Origin of the sequence: Fusobacterium varium (assembly GCA_021531615.1) — a bacterium.
Lineage (GTDB): Bacteria > Fusobacteriota > Fusobacteriia > Fusobacteriales > Fusobacteriaceae > Fusobacterium_A > Fusobacterium_A varium_C.
In genome coordinates, this window is the sequence record JADYUE010000001.1 from 209,729 (window position 1) to 226,473 (window position 16,745).

Below are 16,745 nucleotides of genomic sequence, written 5' to 3' on the forward strand. Positions count from 1 at the left end.
AAGTTTCTGTGATCCTTAAATTTACGTTTACATAACTTATAATTTTTAAGATAACTTAACTTGACTAATAATCGCTAAATACAAAGGTACTTTGTCAAAACCTAGTGATAAGCTAGATAAATAAACTTAGTTAGGTTTCTTATACAAAAAGACTGCTAAAATTGATAAATTATCAACTTATAGCAGTCTCTATATTTTAAACTATTTTATTTAATAATAACTATTAAATTTTACTTACATCGAATACTTCAAGTTTATCTTCTTCAACATGTCTATCTTGCATTCTTAAAATTGCACTGATAGTATCTAAAGCTGTTAAAACTTCAACTCCATATTCAATAGCAGTTCTTCTCATTTTGAATCCATCTCTTTGAGCGTCATTTGCTTTTGTAGGTGTATTGATTAGTAGATCAACTTCTCTATTTTTCAATACATCAGAGATATTAGGTGATGCTTCTCCCATTCTGTTTACTATTTTAGCTTCAACACCATTGTCAGCTAGGAATTTTTGAGTTCCTTTAGTTGCATAAAGGATAGATCCATGTTCAACAAGGCTCTTAGCTATTGGTAAGAATTCCTCTTTATCTTTATCTCTAATAGTAACAAGTATCTTTCTGTCTTTGATTAGGTGAACTCTCTTAGCTCCTAAAAGTCCTTTATAGATAGCTTCATCTACGTTATTTCCAACTCCAAGAACTTCCCCTGTAGATCTCATTTCAGGTCCTAATGATACTTCAACACTTGAAAGTTTTTCAGTAGAGAATACTGGTACTTTTACAGCAACTACATTTGGTTTTTTATAGATTCCTGTTCCATAAGGCATATCTTTTAATTTTTCTCCAAGTGCCACTCTTGTAGCTATTTCAATAGCAGGTACTCCTGAAACTTTTGAAATGTATGGAACTGTTCTTGAAGATCTTGGGTTAACTTCAATTACATATAATTTATGCTCATAAGCTATAAATTGAATGTTCATCATACCTTTAACTTCAAGAGCTTTAGCTATTTTCTTAGTGATTTCAAGAAGTTCTTCCTCTGTTCCTTCATATAGATTTTGTTGTGGATAGATAGTGATTGAGTCTCCTGAGTGAACTCCTGCTCTTTCTAAGTGTTCCATAACTCCAGGAATTAATACATCTTCTCCATCACAGATAGCATCTACTTCAAGTTCAATACCGTTTAGATATTTATCTATTAATACTGGATTTGAAGGGTCTCTATCAAATGATGCTTCTAGGTATTTAACTAAGTTGTATTCATCATGACAAATTTCCATTCCTTGTCCTCCAAGTACATATGAAGGTCTTACAAGTACTGGATATTTAATTTCATTTGCTATTGAGATTCCGTGGTTTACATCCCATACTGCTCTTCCTTTTGGTCTAGCAATATCAAGTTCTTCCATCATCTCTTCAAATCTTTCTCTATCTTCTGCTTCGTCAATTTTGTCTGCACTTGTTCCAATTACTTTTATTCCTCTATCGCTTAGGTCATTTGCTAATTTAATAGCTGTTTGTCCTCCAAATTGAAGAATAACTCCTTCTGGTTTTTCTTTTTCAAGAATATTCATAATATCTTCTGTTACAAGTGGTTCAAAGTATAGTTTATCAGCAGTTGAGAAGTCTGTTGATACAGTTTCTGGGTTGTTATTGATAATTATACTTTCAATTCCAAGTTTTTTAAGTGTTTTAACTGCATGTACTGTACAGTAGTCAAATTCTATTCCTTGTCCAATTCTGATTGGTCCTGAACCTATAACAACTATTTTTCTTCTATCTGATACTGTTGCATCATCATATTGATCATAAGTTGAGTAGTAGTATGAAGATGTAGCTTTAAACTCTCCAGCACAAGTATCAACCATTTTATAAACTGGTGTTATATGATAAGCTTTTCTCTTAGTGTAGATATCATCTTCACTGATTCCCATAAGATCTGCTATTCCTTTATCTGAGAATCCTTTATTTTTTAATTTTCTTAAATAATCTGGATCTAATTCTTTGAATTTTAATCCTTTTAAAATCTCTTCTTGTTTAACTATCCATTCGATTTTTTCCATGAAGAATTTATCTATTCCAGTTAATTTTTGAAGTTTTTCTTTTATATATCCTCTTCTTAACATTTCTGCAACAACGAAGATTCTTTCATCATCTGGTTTAACTACAGCAGCTTTTAATTGTTCCATAGTCATTTTCTTAGCTACTGGGTGTTCTAAACTATATCTTCCAATTTCAAGTGATCTGATTCCTTTTAAGAAAGCTGATTCAAATGTACTTCCGATAGCCATAACTTCTCCAGTTGCCATCATTTTTGTTCCTAGTGTTCTATTTGCTTTTTTGAATTTATCAAATGGCCACTTAGGAATTTTTACAACTATATAGTCAATAGTTGGGTCGAAACAAGCATAAGTTGTTTGAGTAGCTTCGTTTACTATTTCATCAAGAGTATATCCCATAGCAAGTTTTGTAGATACTCTAGCTATTGGGTAACCAGTTGCTTTTGATGCAAGAGCTGATGATCTTGAAACTCTTGGGTTAATTTCTATAATTGCATATTCGAATGATTTTGGATGAAGAGCAAATTGAACGTTACATCCTCCAATAACTCCAACTTCATTTACTATTTTAACTGCTGATGCTCTAAGCATTGCACACTCTTTAGCTGAAAGTGTTTGAGTTGGTGCAACAACTATTGAGTCTCCAGTATGGATTCCAACTGGGTCAACGTTTTCCATATTACATACAACTATTGTATTTCCATTTTTATCTCTGATTACTTCATATTCAATCTCTTTCCATCCATAGATTGATTTTTCAAGAAGTACTTGTCCTACCATTGAAAGAGCAAGTCCTTTTACTAATATATCTTCTAGTTCTTTAGGGTTGTTAGCAATTCCCCCTCCAGTTCCTCCAAGAGTATATGCAGGTCTTACAACGATTGGGTATCCAATCTCTCTTGCAACTTCGAATCCTTCTTCAAGAGTTTCAACTATTTTACTTTGAATAATAGGTTCTCCTAATTTATTCATTGTCTCTCTGAATATTTCTCTGTCTTCTCCCTTTTTAATAGATTCAACAGAAGTTCCAATTACTCTTACTCCATATTTTTCAAGGATACCTTTTTCTGAAAGCTCAACTACCATGTTAAGTCCAGTTTGTCCTCCCATTCCTGCAATAATAGAGTCTGGTCTTTCTTTAGCTATTACTTTTTCAACAAATTCTATAGTGATTGGTTCAATATATATTCTATCAGCAACTGCTTTATCTGTCATAATTGTAGCAGGGTTTGAGTTGATAAGTACAACTTCAATTCCCTCTTTTTTTAGAGTTTCACAAGCTTGAGTTCCTGAATAGTCAAATTCAGCAGCTTGTCCTATTATAATTGGTCCTGAACCTATTACAAGTGTTTTCTTTATAGATTTATCTAACATCTTTTTCTTTCCTCCTAATTATCTAAAAACTTTTAACCTTCAACTTTACAAAATACTACGCTTTTTTCTCTATAGTCTTTAAAAAATCAGCAAATAAGTTATTTGAATCTTCTGGATATGCTTCAGGTAAGAATTGTACTCCCATAGCTGAAAGTTCAACATTTCTAAATCCTTCTACAGTTTTATCATTTAAGTTTACATGAGTAGCTTCAGCATTTCCTAAAGCATCTATTGTATATCCATGATTTTGAGATGTTACATATATTCTGTTTCTTGCTATATCTTTAACTGGGTGGTTAGCTCCTCTATGTCCATTGTTCATTTTAGCTATAGTTCCTCCAAGAGCAAGATTTAATACTTGAGCTCCTAAAGATACTCCAAATACTGGAAGTTTTCCTAATACTTCTTTCACTGTAGCTACAACTTCTGGTACATCTGCTGGATTTCCAGGTCCACTTGATAAGAATAATGCATCTATATTGTGTTTTTTCATTTCTTCAAATGTTGTATTGTATGGGAATACTGAAACTGCAAATCCCATTTTAGAAAGAGAATCTATAGTACTTCTTTTAACTCCTAGATCTAGAACTCCTATTCTAAGTCCATTTCCTCCAACTTCAATTATCTCTTTTCTACTTACTTCAGCAACTGCATTTTCATATGAGAAATTATCAAACTTTTCTTTTAACTCTTTGTGTGTAAGATCATCAGTTGTAATAATAGCTTTCATAGATCCATTGTCTCTTATTATTTTAGCTATCTCTCTTGTATCTACTCCTTTAAATCCTACTACATTATATTGTCTTAAGAATCCGTCTAATGTCATTTCACATCTAAAGTTGTTAGGTAATTTTGCATCTTCTTTAATAACAAATCCTTTTAAATGAATCTTATCTGATTCCATATCATCTAAGTTGATTCCGTAGTTTCCTACCATTGGATATGTCATAACTACTATCTTTCCATAAAGTGATGGATCAGTAAGAGTTTCTTGATACCCTACCATTCCAGTAGTAAAAACTATTTCTCCAGTAGTTTCACCTAAATGTCCAAAGATTTTTCCATCAAAGCTCATGCCATTTTCAAGAATAAGTTTACCTTTCATTTCCCCTCCTAAAAAAAAGATACAACTACAAAAAGTTATATCTTAGAAAATTTAAAATATTTAAAATTATGAATAACAAATCTAAAAGAAAAATCAAAAAGAATAGCAAATAGTTTTAACTTAAATGTGTTATTATACTCTTTATTTGATAGTATAACCTCTGCCATATAATATCCCTCCTGATTTTTACTAAAAAAAATTATATCTTTTTTTCAAACCTTTGTCAAGAAGTTTATTCTGTAAAATAACTAAAGCTATTTTTAATAAAAAACTTTTTTAAAGACAATTTAATTTTTATTTTTACAATATTTACTTTTATTAATATAATATGTATCAGATTTAAACTTTTATTAGATTAAATTTTTTTATTTTTTTCCTCTATTTACAAAAAAAATTAAATAAGATTATATTTTCAAAAGACTGCTTAAATCAAATTAACTTTCAATTTATAGCAGCCTTTTGCTTTTTATCTACTCTACAACATCTAAATTATATAGATTATGCATTGTTGTTGGATCATATTTAAATCCTTTAACTCTCTTATTAATTCCTATATTTTCATTTTTATAAAGTAAAACAATTAAAGGTGATTCCTCTTGTAAAATCATTTGAGCCTTTTTGTAGTGTTCTTTTCTTTCTTCAGCATTAACACTTTCTCTTCCTAATTCAACTTCTCTATCAAACTCTTTATTTGTATAGAATGCTCTATTTCCCGCTCCCCCATGAGAACTACTATGTAATAATGGATATAGTACAATGTCAGCATCAGATGTTCCTGATACCCAACCACCTATATATGCTGTATGCTCTCCTTGGGCAGTTTTTTGAATATAAGCTCCCCACTCAAGAGTTTCTATTTTCATATCTATTCCTATTTCTTTCAAGTTAGCTTGAATAATTTGAGCAAGTTGTAATCTTATAGCACTATCATTACAATATAAAGTAAAATTAGGATCTTTTACTCCTGATTTAGCAATTAACTCCTTAGCTTTTTCAGGGTTATACTCATATCCTTGTGCCTCTTTAGAAAAACCAAAAACATTTGGGTTTACTATTGAAGTTGCAGGTTGTGCCATTCCCATAAATACAGAATCTGCCATTCCTTGTTTATTTAAAGCATAGTTAATAGCTACTCTATAATCTTTATTATCAAAAGGTGGTTTTTTTGTATTTAAAGTTATATACTCTGTTGATGTTGTTGGTTTAGAGATTAACTCTAATTTCTCATTTTTCTTTACTATTTCAGAATCTATTGGAGATACACCTAAAGCAATATCTATCTCCCCTGTTTCAAGAGCTGCTAACCTACTACTTGCTTCAGTTATTGATCTTATAATAAGTTTATCAATTTTTGGTCTACCTTCAAAATACTCATCAAAAGCTACAAGTTCTATCTTCTCTCCATCTCCCCAATCAACAAATTTATATGGTCCTGTTCCTATTGGTTCTATAGAGATCATATCATTTTTAACTTTTGTATCTTTTTCATTTAATATAGCTGTCAACGGATGAGCTAAACTAAATAATAGAGGTGCTGAACTATTTTTTAGGACTAATTTAATAGTTGAATCATCAATAACTTCTACTTTATCAATAACTTCAATCATTATTTTACTTGCTGGTTTTTCCAACATTCTATTGATACTAAATACAACGTCATTTATTGTCATTGTATCTCCATTATGGAATTTTACCCCTTTCTTTATCTTAATTACTAATTCAGTAGGTGAAAGATACTCATAAGACTCAGCTAACTCAGGAACTATATTTCCATTGTCATCTATTTTAAATAGTGTGTTAAAAATTTGCTCTGTTACAAAAAGAGCTGGAATCTCATTATACATATTAGGATCTAGTGTCTTTGGCTTTGACCCTTGTGATACTACTACAGTTTTTTCTTTAGGTAAATTTGCTTTCTCTTCTGTTTTCTCTGAAGAACAACCTAATAAAAGAAATGCTGTAGCTAAAGCAATAGCAATTTTCTTCATAAACATTCCTCCAAATATATAAAAATATAGTATATTAACACTAATATACTACTACTATCATCAAAAAATAAAAAATATATTTAATATATAATAATTATTAAAATTATTTTTTATATTTCTTCTGTAATATTTTCTTTAACCTTTTTACATAATTTAGAGTATATCCTTTCTACAAACCATTTTTCACTTGATTTTTTAGAAATCTCATCTACTTTTATCCACTCTACTCCACTGTTTTCATCAGGTTTAATTTGTAAAGAAAGTTTTTCATCTGCCTCTAATAAAAAAGTAAAGTTTAAATGAAGATGTGAGGATATATATTCTCCCTTTTTCTCATGTCCATTTACTGTTAAAATCTCTATGGAAAAAATATCTGTTGATAAAAATTTAACCTCTTTAACTCCACTTTCCTCTTCTACTTCTTTTAAAACAACATCTTTTAAATTTTTATTTCCATCAGCATGTCCACCTAACCATGCCCAAGAATTATAAATATTATGATATGCCATTAATACCTTGTCTCTCTTATCATTTACAATCCAAGCTGAAACAGTAATATGAGCTATTTTATTTCCCCTTGTAAAAATTTCATCCCCACTTTGTAACCATTGTAAAATAAGTTCTTTATCCCTTTTCTCCTGTTCATTAAAAGGTTTGTACTCTCTTAACTCCTTTTCTAAATTTTCCATCTTTTCCTCCATAAGAATAAATTTACAATAAAAAAGCTGCTGCAAACTCTTAATTTACAACAGCAATTTTTTAATTATAATCTTTTTAAAATTTTAGCAAGTTGATCAGGACAAGAAGTTCCTCTACCTCTACAATCAATTCCTTCAAGTTTTGCTATAGCATCCTCTTTTTTCATTCCAAGAAGAAGATTTTGAAGTCCGTGAGTATTTCCATCACATCCTCCAACAAACTCTATTTCAGTGATGTAACCATCATAATCTACAGTAACTCCAATTTGTTTAGCACAAACTTTTTCTGTTGAATAATAATGCATTTTTCCTCCTCATAAAATTAGATCATAGTGAATACCTTAAAAACATTCAAAGTTATTATACAAAATTTTTCATATTTTGTAAATATTTTATAATAAATATTATAAACTTTTTTATCTCTTTTTTTATATTTTTAAGATGTTTTCAATCTTTTATTTTTCGTTCTTACTTTAACTTTTTATGATATTTTGATATAATATTATATTATAAACTCTATATCCAAAAAGGAGGATAATTATGTTAAAAAAATTTATAATTATATTAGCTGCTTTTTCAATTATAGCTTGCTCTGGAAGAGAAGTAGATATATCTAAAAAGCAAGAAAGAGGAGGTATAGTTTACATTGTCAATGAAGAAAAACCTTTCTCTGGAGTAATTACAGGAAAATATGGAAATGGACAAGTTAAGATAAAAGAAACTTTTAAAGATGGTAAATATAATGGAGAACAATATACTTACTATGATAATGGACAAGTTGAATCAAAAGCAGACTTTGAAAATGGTGTAGCTAAAGGAACTTACTTCCAATATCATAGAAATGGAGAAATTTCATACACTGGACAATTTATGAATGGTAAACGTCAAGGTGAATGGAATAGATATACTGATGATAAGAAACTTATTCTTACTGAATTTTATAACAATGGAACTCTTGAAGATGTAAAACAATATCTTGTGGATACTGATAAAGTTAAACAAAAAATATTAGATTTTTTTAATTAAAATTTTAATTCTTTTATACTAAAAAATTAGTATTATCTTATAAAGCAATAATTATTTTTCAATAATTTTTAAAAAATTAAAAAATTTTTTCAAATTTTACTTGCATTTTTTAATTTTTAGATGTATACTCACAGTAACTAAAAAAGGAATCATAAAATCAAAATTAAAAGAGGAGGGAGAGAATATGTTACTACTTAACATAATATCATTTGTCATATGTGTCATAATAATAAGAGTCATACAAAGCTTGACTAAAATCTCATATGCCTATGATTATGTTAGGGATTAATTTTGCATATTCTTTAAACTATATAAGGGGAATAATAAATATATATTATTGTTTTAAATAAATTTATTATTTTCTTGTATCCTTTGAGATAGAAGCAACCTAACAGGGTTGCTTTTTTTTATACCTATAATTGTCCAAAATTTAGGTATTAAAATTCTTTATTTTAAGTATTTAATTTAGATTGATTTTATAAAATTTTAAAGGGGGAAATATTATGAAAAAACTTACATTAATGCTTTTAGGAGTAACTTGTTTATTAACAGCTTGTGGAGGAAATGAAACTAAAGAAGCAGCACCTAAAAAAGAGGAAGTTGTAAAAATTGGAGCTACAGCACCACTTACTGGTCCAGTAGCAATCTATGGAGTAACTGCAACAAATGGATCAAAATTAGCTATGGAAGAGATTAATAAAAGTGGTGGAGTACTTGGTAAAAAAATTGACTTTGTTGTACTTGATTCTAAAGGGGACTCTACTGAAGCTGTAATGGCATATAATAGACTTGTAGATGAAGGAATTGTTGCATTTATTGGAGATGCTCCATCTAAACCAACTTTAGCAATTGCAGAGGTAGCAGCACAAGATAACATGCCTATGATTACACCAACTGGAACTCAATTTAATATTACAGAAGCTGGTAAAAACGTATTCCGTGCTTGTTTTACTGACCCATATCAAGGAAAAATCTTAGCAACTTTTGCTAAAAATAATTTAAAAGCTGAAAAAGTTGCAATTGTAGTTAATAACTCAAGTGACTATTCAAATGGAGTAAGTGAAGCATTCTTAGAAGAAGCTAAAAATCTTGGACTTGAAGTTGTTGCTAAAGAAGGATACTCAGATGGAGATAAAGATTTCAGAGCTCAGCTTACAAAAATCCTTCCTACTAACCCTGATCTATTAGTAATTCCTGATTACTATGAGCAAGTTGCATTAATTACTACTCAAGCTAGAGAGATTGGACTTAAATCTACATTCATCGGACCAGATGGTTGGGATGGAGTTGCAAAAACTCTTGACTCTAGTGCTTATGAAGCTATTGAAAATTCATATTTCACTAACCACTATTCACTAGATGATCAATCTGAAAAAGTTCAAAACTTCGTAAAAGCTTATAGAGAAACATATAAAGAAGATCCATCTTCATTTGCTGCTCTATCTTATGATGCTGCATATATGATGAAAGCTGCTATTGAAAAAGCTGGAACTACTGAAAAACAAGCTGTTGTAGATGCTTTAAAAGGACTTGAATACGATGGTGTTACTGGACATCTAACATTTGATGAAAAGAATAACCCTGTTAAAGCAGTTACTGTATTAAAAATTGTTAACGGAAAATATACTTTTGACTCAACTGTTGAAACAAAATAAGTTTTTAAAAATTAAAAGATGATTAAGAATTCTAACCAGTACCAAAAATCTTCAGTACTGGTTAGAAATTCATCTATATATAAAAAAGGAGAGGAAAGAAAAAATGGAATTTTTACTTCAGATTATAAATGGATTACAGATTGGGAGCATCTATGCCCTTATTTCTCTTGGGTACACCATGGTATACGGGATAGCACAACTTATCAACTTTGCACACGGGGATATTATTATGGTAGGTGCATATGTTTCTTTATTTAGTATCCCAATGTTTACTAAAATAGGTTTGCCCGTATGGCTTACAATGGTCCCTGCTATTATTGTCTGCATTCTCTTAGGAATGCTAACTGAAAGAGTCGCTTATAGACCTCTTAGAAACTCTCCAAGAATCTCTAACCTAATCACAGCCATAGGAGTAAGCTTATTATTAGAAAATAGTTTTATGAAAATTTTCACACCTAATACTAGACCATTTCCTAAAGTGTTTACTCATCCACCTATTTTAATAGGAGATCTTCACTTAAACTTTGGAACTGTTGTAACTATTTTAGTTACATTGATACTATCTATTGCTCTTCAATATTTTATGAAAAAGACTAAATATGGAAAAGCAATGCTTGCAACAAGTGAAGATTATGGGGCTGCTAAATTAGTAGGAATTAATGTTGATCACACTATCCAATTAACATTTGCTATCGGTAGTGGACTTGCAGCAGTTGCAGCTGTTTTATATGTAGCTGCTTATCCTCAAGTTCAACCATTAATGGGATCTATGCCTGGTATCAAAGCATTTATTGCAGCAGTTTTAGGAGGTATCGGAATTCTTCCTGGAGCTGTTCTTGGAGGATTTATTCTTGGAATTGTAGAAAGCTTAACAAGAGCATACATCTCATCTCAATTAGCTGATGCAATTGTATTTTCAATATTAATTATCGTACTATTAGTTAAACCTACTGGAATTTTAGGTAAAAATATGAGAGAAAAGGTATAAGGTGATTGGGAAATGTCAAAAACAAAGATGCTTAGTTATATTGCAACATTTGTATTACTTACTGTTGTTTATATTATTTTAATGAGTTTAATCAATACTGGTGTTATTTCAAGATACCAAACAAATATATTAACATTAATCTGTATTAATATTATTCTTGCTGTTAGTTTAAATGTTACTGTTGGTTGTTTAGGACAAATTACAATTGGACATGCTGGATTTATGTCAGTTGGTGCTTATGCTGCTGCTCTATTTACTAAAAGTGGAATTGTAGAGGGGTTACCTGGATATTTCTTAGCCCTAATTATTGGTGGAGCTGTTGCAGGGGTAGTTGGAATTATAATTGGAATTCCGGCTCTTAGATTAAACGGTGACTATCTTGCAATTATTACTCTTGCTTTTGGAGAAATTATCAGAGTTTTAATTGAATACTTTGACTTTACTGGGGGAGCTCAAGGATTACGTGGCATCCCTCGTTACAATAAAATCGAGATTATCTTTATTATCATGGTTGTATGTGTAATGATGATGTTCTCTCTTATGACAAGTAGACATGGAAGGGCTGTTCTATCAATTAGAGATGATGAAATTGCCAGTGGTGCATCAGGAGTTAATACAACTTATTATAAAACATTTGCATTTACTGTATCAGCAGTTTTTGCAGGAATTGCAGGAGCTGTATATGCTCATCACTTGGGAATCTTAGGAGCTAAACAATTTGACTTTAACTATTCAATCAACATCTTAACAATGGTAGTTTTAGGAGGAATGGGAAGTTTCACAGGTTCTATTCTATCAGCTATCGTTTTAACAATTGTACCTGAAATGCTACGTGAATTTTCAGATTACCGTATGATTGTTTACTCTTTACTACTTATCTTAACTATGATCTTCCGTCCAACAGGACTTTTAGGACGTAAAGAGTTTCAAATTACAAAAGTTATTGAAAGATTTATGAAAAAAGGAGGAAATGTCAATGAATAACCTTGTATTAGATGCTAAAGATATTTCTATTACCTTTGGTGCATTAAAGGCTGTAACTGATTTTAACTTACAATTGAGAGAAAATGAGCTTGTAGGACTTATCGGTCCCAACGGTGCTGGTAAAACTACTGTTTTCAATATTTTAACTGGGGTATATTCTCCAACATCTGGGACATATACTTTTAATGGTGAAGTAATTAATAAGATGCCTACATATAAATTAGTAAAAAAAGGACTTGCTAGAACTTTCCAAAATATCAGACTTTTTAAATATATGAGTGTTTTAGATAATGTTCTTGTAGCTAATAACTTTAATATGAAATATGGAATTTTAAGTGGTACATTCCGTTTCCATAACTATTGGAGAGAGGAGAAAGAGGTTAAAGCTAAAGCCCTAGAGCTTTTAAAAATCTTTGATTTAGATAAATATGCTGATATGCCTGCTGGAAACCTACCTTATGGACAACAAAGAAAGCTTGAAATTGCTAGAGCTATGGCAACAAATCCAAAAGTTTTACTACTTGATGAACCTGCAGCAGGAATGAACCCTACTGAAACTGAAGAATTAATGAAAACTATCAAACTTATTAGAGATAAATTTAATATTGCTATACTTTTAATTGAACATGATATGAAACTTGTTCTAGGAATTTGTGAAAGGCTTATTGTATTAGATCATGGAAATGTTATTGCATCAGGAGATCCACATGAAGTTGTTAATAATCCAACTGTTATTACAGCTTATCTAGGTGCTGATGATGAAGGAGATGAAGAGTAACAATGGAAAATCAAAATATGTTAGAAATCAAAGATTTACACGTTTATTATGATAATATTCATGCTTTAAAAGGAATCTCATTAAATGTTAAACAAGGTGAGATTGTATCACTTATTGGAGCTAACGGAGCTGGTAAAACTACTACTCTACAAACTATCTCTGGACTTATCAACTCTAGAGAGGGACAAATTTTCTTTGAAGGAAAGGATATTACAAAGGAAAAATCACATAAGATTTGTGAAATTGGAATTGCTCAAGTTCCTGAGGGAAGAAGAGTTTTTGCTAAACTTCCTGTAAAAGACAACTTAAAATTAGGTGCTTTTACTGTAAAGGATACTCCTGAAAATCTTGAAAAAGATAGAGCTAATTTCTATAAAAATTTCCCAAGAATGTCTGAACGTAAAAATCAATTAGCTGGTACCCTTTCTGGTGGTGAACAACAAATGCTTGCTATGGGTAGAGCTATTATGAGTAGACCTAAACTTTTAATTCTTGATGAGCCATCAATGGGACTTTCTCCTCTATTTGTAAAAGAAATCTTCTCAGTTATTAAAAAGCTTAAAGAGATGGGAACTACTATTCTTTTAGTTGAACAAAATGCTAAAATGGCTCTTGCTATCTCTGATAGAGCCTATGTAATTGAAACTGGAAGAATTACTCTTGAGGGAGATGCAAAAGAGTTAATGAACAATCCACAAATTAAAAAAGCTTACTTAGGAGCTTAATTAAAAAAGGGAGTATTGAAAAATATTCCCTTTTTAGTTATCTATCTACCTTAAAATTTAGGTATTTTCTGTATATTGCTTATCTCTTTTCCTAAACATCTTCTTAAAAAATTAGGAACAAATACAGAATAATATAGTAGTTGAGCTTCTATATTTCCCTTTTCAACTTTCTTTAATTCTCTATATAGCTCTTTATACCTATTATGAACTCTCTTCCAATCTCCACCACCATTATATCTTTTATATATAACAACTGAGTAGAAACTTAGAATAAGTTTAGCTAAAGTTTCCTTTCCAATTTTAGAATCAAGATTTTGATACTCTTTAAAAAATTTCTCACATATTTTCTCAAGAGAGATTATGCTTTTTTCAGAAACTTTATTCATTATACTTCCTGTTCTCTGTCTATAAAAATAAAAAGCTCTATCTATATATTTTACTCTTTTGGCTTTAAGATAAACTATTGGAGTAAATTCACTATCCTCATGTACAATCTCTTCATTAAACCAAATATTATTATCAATTAAAAACTTTCTTCTATATATATCATCTACAACCTCTTCTCTAAAACATTTAGGTTGTTGAAAAAGCTTTCCAAAAAATTCTATCCCTGTTACTACTCCAGAATTTTTTACTAAATCAGATCTAAAAAGTGGGGCTCCTGTTTTTTCTGGTGTATAATATCTCATATTCCCAACCATAACATCAAGATCTTCCATCTCTCCTTCAAAGAAAAACTTTTTATACTCTTGAACATCTATAAAATCATCACTATCAATAAAAGAGATATACTCTCCCTTTGCAACTCTCATTCCTGCATTTCTAGCTGAAGATAATCCACCATTTTCTTTATCTACAATAACTGTTCTCTCTGGATAACTTTGTTTAAACTCCTCCATTATCTCTCTACTTCTATCTTTAGAACCGTCATTTACAAGGATTACTTCATAATCTATCCCATCAATTTTATATAAACTATCTAAACACTCTCTTAAATATTGCTCAACATTATATATTGGAACAATTATACTCAATTGCATCTTATCACCTTACAATTCTAGAATCTTTTCTCTATATATATTAATAATAATTTTTTCATCAAATTCCTTTAAAACTTTCTCTCTTCCAGCTATTCCCATAGCTTTTCTCTCTTCAGCTGAAAGATTGATAAATTTTCTCATTCCTTGAGCTAGATCTTCACTATCTGCAACTTTAACCAGATATCCTGTAACATTGTTTTCAACTATCTCTTTACAACCAGTTACATTTGTAGCAATTATAGGCTTTTCCATAGCTGCCCCTTCCATCAATACTTTAGAGATTCCCTCTCTATATGATGGTAAAACTATACAATCTGCCTCTTTTATAACTAATTCTGGTTTATTAACTGTACCTAAATAGTTAATAACTCCTTCAACAACTAATTTATCCATATGCTCTTTAGTTACCCCTGATACAGCCTCTCCACCTAAAGCTCCTAAAAATTGAAACTCAACTTTCTCTCCATACTCTTTCTTTAAAATTCTAGCTGCCTCTTCATACTCTCTAAATCCCTTATCAAAAAAGGCTCTAGCAACCATTAAGAAAACTATTCTTTCATCTTTTCTCTTCATAAGCATAGGTTTAAATCTTTCACAATCTGTTCCCTCCCCAGGTAAAATAAATATCTTTTTACTATCTCCTATACCTGAATTAATTAGAGTTTCCTTATCGTCACTATTTAAAACCCATATCTCTTTTGAAAATTTAAGAGAAAATTTATATAAACCTACTGCTATTTTTGCTATAACTCCACCTTTTACAAAAGAATATCCAAGTCCAGTAAGAATTGCCACTGATTTTTTCCCAGCCATTTTAGCTGCTAAAGTTCCATAGATATTTGGTTTAATTGTATAGTGAAAAATTATATCTGGGTTCTCTCTCTTGTATAATTTATATAGTTCTAAAGTTAATTTCAGATCTTCTATAGGATTTATACCTCTTTTATTAAGGTTAATAGAGATTGATTTTACTCCTGGTATAGCTTTTTCCATATCTATTCTTCCATCATCAGGAGCAACTACTACCACCTCATGTCCATCTGCTACTAATGCTCTAATAACTCCAGCTCTAAAAATATATATATCCCACATATAATTTGCTACAAATAATATCTTCATATTTTCACCTTTTTAATATTAATATAGTAATGATAACTCTTTCCCATGCCCTTGTTCTTTATACTTACCAGCCTCTTCTACTATTTTCATTCTTTCTTCTACACTATTATGTTTTAAAAGTACAGTTTCATATAAATAAACTTTTTTATTTCCCTCAAAATTTAATTGATTATCTAATCTAAAAGTTGATATTAATATTGCCAAAATAAATACTACTAATTTTACTACTGGAGCACTTTTAATATCAAAAAACATAGGAATAATAAACCAGTATGAATATACAAAAAGAATCCCTATTCTTAAAGTAATTACTGAAAGTTCAGCTCCATATAAAAATATAAATACTGATAGAAATAAGCTGTTAGCAAAAATAATTCCATATCTTTTTTCTGTTAATCTCTTTCCAATTAAAAATACTATTAAAAATAATATAACTCTTTCTAAATAAAATAGAGAGAACCCTAGTGGAAAATCCTTGGGAATAATTGAGATATATCCAGCTATCTTATCTTCAATGCCTCCAGGTATTTTATCTTTTATCATCCCTACCCCATTTATTATCAATCTAATATTTGAAAGATAATAAATATTTCCTATAATGAAAACAACAAATATAAATACTCTATTCCATTTTATTTTTAATAAAAAATACATTGGAAGATATAATAATGATGATGTATGAAATAAAAATCCCAAAATATTCAATGCTACAAATGGTAAAATTTTTCTGTTTTCTATATAATCAACAGAAAGTATAAACAGAAGAATACTTTTTATATTTCTTATCATATCTATTTCAAGTGCAATTCCATACACTCCAAAAAATATAAATAATGATAAAATTGGATAATTTGAATATCTCTTAAAAATAAAATATATTAAAGTAAAATCTATAATTGTATTTATAAGACTGAAATTTATATAATTCGAGGTAAATAATTTAACCACTCCGCAATAAAACTGATATCCTTTTTCAAATCCTCCTTCTACAAAACCACCTTTTATAAGCTCTAATATATTTTTACTTTGTTCAAAATTAGGCTTATAATTATACCAATCATATCCTATATAAGCTCTTGTTCCGAAAAAAACAACTAAAATTCCTATTAAAAAAATATAAATATTTCTTTTAAATTCTCTATTTTCACTAAAAATATCTATTAAACTTCCTACCCCAAGAATTATTAATATTATGAAATATAGATTCAT

General features: G+C 29.8%; 14 protein-coding genes. 6 read left to right on the forward strand and 8 right to left on the reverse strand.

Features of this window, described 5'->3' with window-relative positions:
- Positions 1-223: 223 nt before the first annotated feature.
- The 5 genes from carB to I6E31_01145 all read right to left on the reverse strand — a co-directional run bounded on the left by carB (position 224) and on the right by I6E31_01145 (position 7,526).
- Positions 224-3,430: a carbamoyl-phosphate synthase large subunit gene (gene carB / locus I6E31_01125; protein ID MCF2638565.1), complete on the reverse strand. Its 3,207-nt coding sequence runs from the start codon at positions 3,428-3,430 to the stop codon at positions 224-226.
- 55 nt (positions 3,431-3,485) lie between these two features.
- Positions 3,486-4,535, reverse strand: a complete 1,050-nt coding sequence (carA, locus tag I6E31_01130) for a glutamine-hydrolyzing carbamoyl-phosphate synthase small subunit (GenBank protein MCF2638566.1) — start codon at positions 4,533-4,535, stop codon at positions 3,486-3,488.
- Between the two features lie 470 nt (positions 4,536-5,005).
- Complete coding sequence (locus I6E31_01135) at positions 5,006-6,523, reverse strand: ABC transporter substrate-binding protein (GenBank protein MCF2638567.1); 1,518 nt, start codon at positions 6,521-6,523, stop codon at positions 5,006-5,008.
- Between the two features lie 110 nt (positions 6,524-6,633).
- On the reverse strand, positions 6,634-7,212 hold the full coding sequence (locus I6E31_01140; protein MCF2638568.1) for an NUDIX hydrolase: 579 nt from the start codon (positions 7,210-7,212) through the stop codon (positions 6,634-6,636).
- Positions 7,213-7,286: 74 nt separating this feature from the next.
- Complete coding sequence (locus tag I6E31_01145; GenBank protein MCF2638569.1) at positions 7,287-7,526, reverse strand: TIGR03905 family TSCPD domain-containing protein; 240 nt, start codon at positions 7,524-7,526, stop codon at positions 7,287-7,289.
- A 235-nt stretch (positions 7,527-7,761) separates the two neighbouring features.
- Here I6E31_01145 and I6E31_01150 point away from each other — a divergent pair, with 235 nt between their 5' ends.
- From I6E31_01150 to I6E31_01175, 6 genes are all read left to right on the forward strand, one after another.
- Positions 7,762-8,247, forward strand: a complete 486-nt coding sequence (locus I6E31_01150) for a hypothetical protein (GenBank protein ID MCF2638570.1) — start codon at positions 7,762-7,764, stop codon at positions 8,245-8,247.
- 503 nt (positions 8,248-8,750) lie between these two features.
- On the forward strand, positions 8,751-9,902 hold the full coding sequence (locus I6E31_01155; GenBank protein MCF2638571.1) for an ABC transporter substrate-binding protein: 1,152 nt from the start codon (positions 8,751-8,753) through the stop codon (positions 9,900-9,902).
- 103 nt (positions 9,903-10,005) lie between these two features.
- Positions 10,006-10,890 (forward strand): branched-chain amino acid ABC transporter permease, encoded by an 885-nt coding sequence (locus tag I6E31_01160; GenBank protein ID MCF2638572.1) that lies wholly within the window; start codon positions 10,006-10,008, stop codon positions 10,888-10,890.
- Positions 10,891-10,902: 12 nt separating this feature from the next.
- Positions 10,903-11,874, forward strand: a complete 972-nt coding sequence (locus I6E31_01165; GenBank protein MCF2638573.1) for a branched-chain amino acid ABC transporter permease — start codon at positions 10,903-10,905, stop codon at positions 11,872-11,874.
- On the forward strand, positions 11,867-12,652 hold the full coding sequence (locus tag I6E31_01170) for an ABC transporter ATP-binding protein (protein MCF2638574.1): 786 nt from the start codon (positions 11,867-11,869) through the stop codon (positions 12,650-12,652). Before I6E31_01165 ends, I6E31_01170 begins: the two co-directional genes overlap by 8 nt.
- A 2-nt stretch (positions 12,653-12,654) precedes the next feature.
- The gene (locus I6E31_01175) at positions 12,655-13,377 is read left to right on the forward strand and encodes an ABC transporter ATP-binding protein (GenBank protein ID MCF2638575.1); all 723 of its coding nucleotides are present in this window, start codon (positions 12,655-12,657) and stop codon (positions 13,375-13,377) included.
- A gap of 50 nt (positions 13,378-13,427) precedes the next feature.
- Here I6E31_01175 and I6E31_01180 read toward each other — a convergent pair whose 3' ends face one another.
- Genes I6E31_01180 through I6E31_01190 form a run of 3 tightly spaced genes read right to left on the reverse strand, consistent with a single transcriptional unit; the run spans position 13,428 to position 16,745 of the window.
- Positions 13,428-14,417, reverse strand: coding sequence for a glycosyltransferase (locus I6E31_01180; GenBank protein ID MCF2638576.1), 990 nt, complete (start codon positions 14,415-14,417; stop codon positions 13,428-13,430).
- A 9-nt stretch (positions 14,418-14,426) separates the two neighbouring features.
- Positions 14,427-15,536 (reverse strand): glycosyltransferase family 4 protein, encoded by a 1,110-nt coding sequence (locus tag I6E31_01185; protein MCF2638577.1) that lies wholly within the window; start codon positions 15,534-15,536, stop codon positions 14,427-14,429.
- 18 nt (positions 15,537-15,554) lie between these two features.
- Entirely contained in the window at positions 15,555-16,745 is a 1,191-nt protein-coding gene (locus I6E31_01190) for an EpsG family protein (protein ID MCF2638578.1), read from the reverse strand.

What these genes read in the sequence shown, in the direction of transcription:
- carB (MCF2638565.1), bottom strand. Translation starts at nt 3,430, where the DNA reads ATGTTAGATAAATCTATAAAGAAAACACTTGTAATAGGTTCAGGACCA.
- carA (MCF2638566.1), bottom strand. Translation starts at nt 4,535, where the DNA reads ATGAAAGGTAAACTTATTCTTGAAAATGGCATGAGCTTTGATGGAAAA.
- I6E31_01135 (MCF2638567.1), bottom strand. Translation starts at nt 6,523, where the DNA reads ATGAAGAAAATTGCTATTGCTTTAGCTACAGCATTTCTTTTATTAGGT.
- I6E31_01140 (MCF2638568.1), bottom strand. Translation starts at nt 7,212, where the DNA reads ATGGAAAATTTAGAAAAGGAGTTAAGAGAGTACAAACCTTTTAATGAA.
- I6E31_01145 (MCF2638569.1), bottom strand. Translation starts at nt 7,526, where the DNA reads ATGCATTATTATTCAACAGAAAAAGTTTGTGCTAAACAAATTGGAGTT.
- I6E31_01150 (MCF2638570.1), top strand. Translation starts at nt 7,762, where the DNA reads ATGTTAAAAAAATTTATAATTATATTAGCTGCTTTTTCAATTATAGCT.
- I6E31_01155 (MCF2638571.1), top strand. Translation starts at nt 8,751, where the DNA reads ATGAAAAAACTTACATTAATGCTTTTAGGAGTAACTTGTTTATTAACA.
- I6E31_01160 (MCF2638572.1), top strand. Translation starts at nt 10,006, where the DNA reads ATGGAATTTTTACTTCAGATTATAAATGGATTACAGATTGGGAGCATC.
- I6E31_01165 (MCF2638573.1), top strand. Translation starts at nt 10,903, where the DNA reads ATGTCAAAAACAAAGATGCTTAGTTATATTGCAACATTTGTATTACTT.
- I6E31_01170 (MCF2638574.1), top strand. Translation starts at nt 11,867, where the DNA reads ATGAATAACCTTGTATTAGATGCTAAAGATATTTCTATTACCTTTGGT.
- I6E31_01175 (MCF2638575.1), top strand. Translation starts at nt 12,655, where the DNA reads ATGGAAAATCAAAATATGTTAGAAATCAAAGATTTACACGTTTATTAT.
- I6E31_01180 (MCF2638576.1), bottom strand. Translation starts at nt 14,417, where the DNA reads ATGCAATTGAGTATAATTGTTCCAATATATAATGTTGAGCAATATTTA.
- I6E31_01185 (MCF2638577.1), bottom strand. Translation starts at nt 15,536, where the DNA reads ATGAAGATATTATTTGTAGCAAATTATATGTGGGATATATATATTTTT.
- I6E31_01190 (MCF2638578.1), bottom strand. Translation starts at nt 16,745, where the DNA reads ATGAATCTATATTTCATAATATTAATAATTCTTGGGGTAGGAAGTTTA.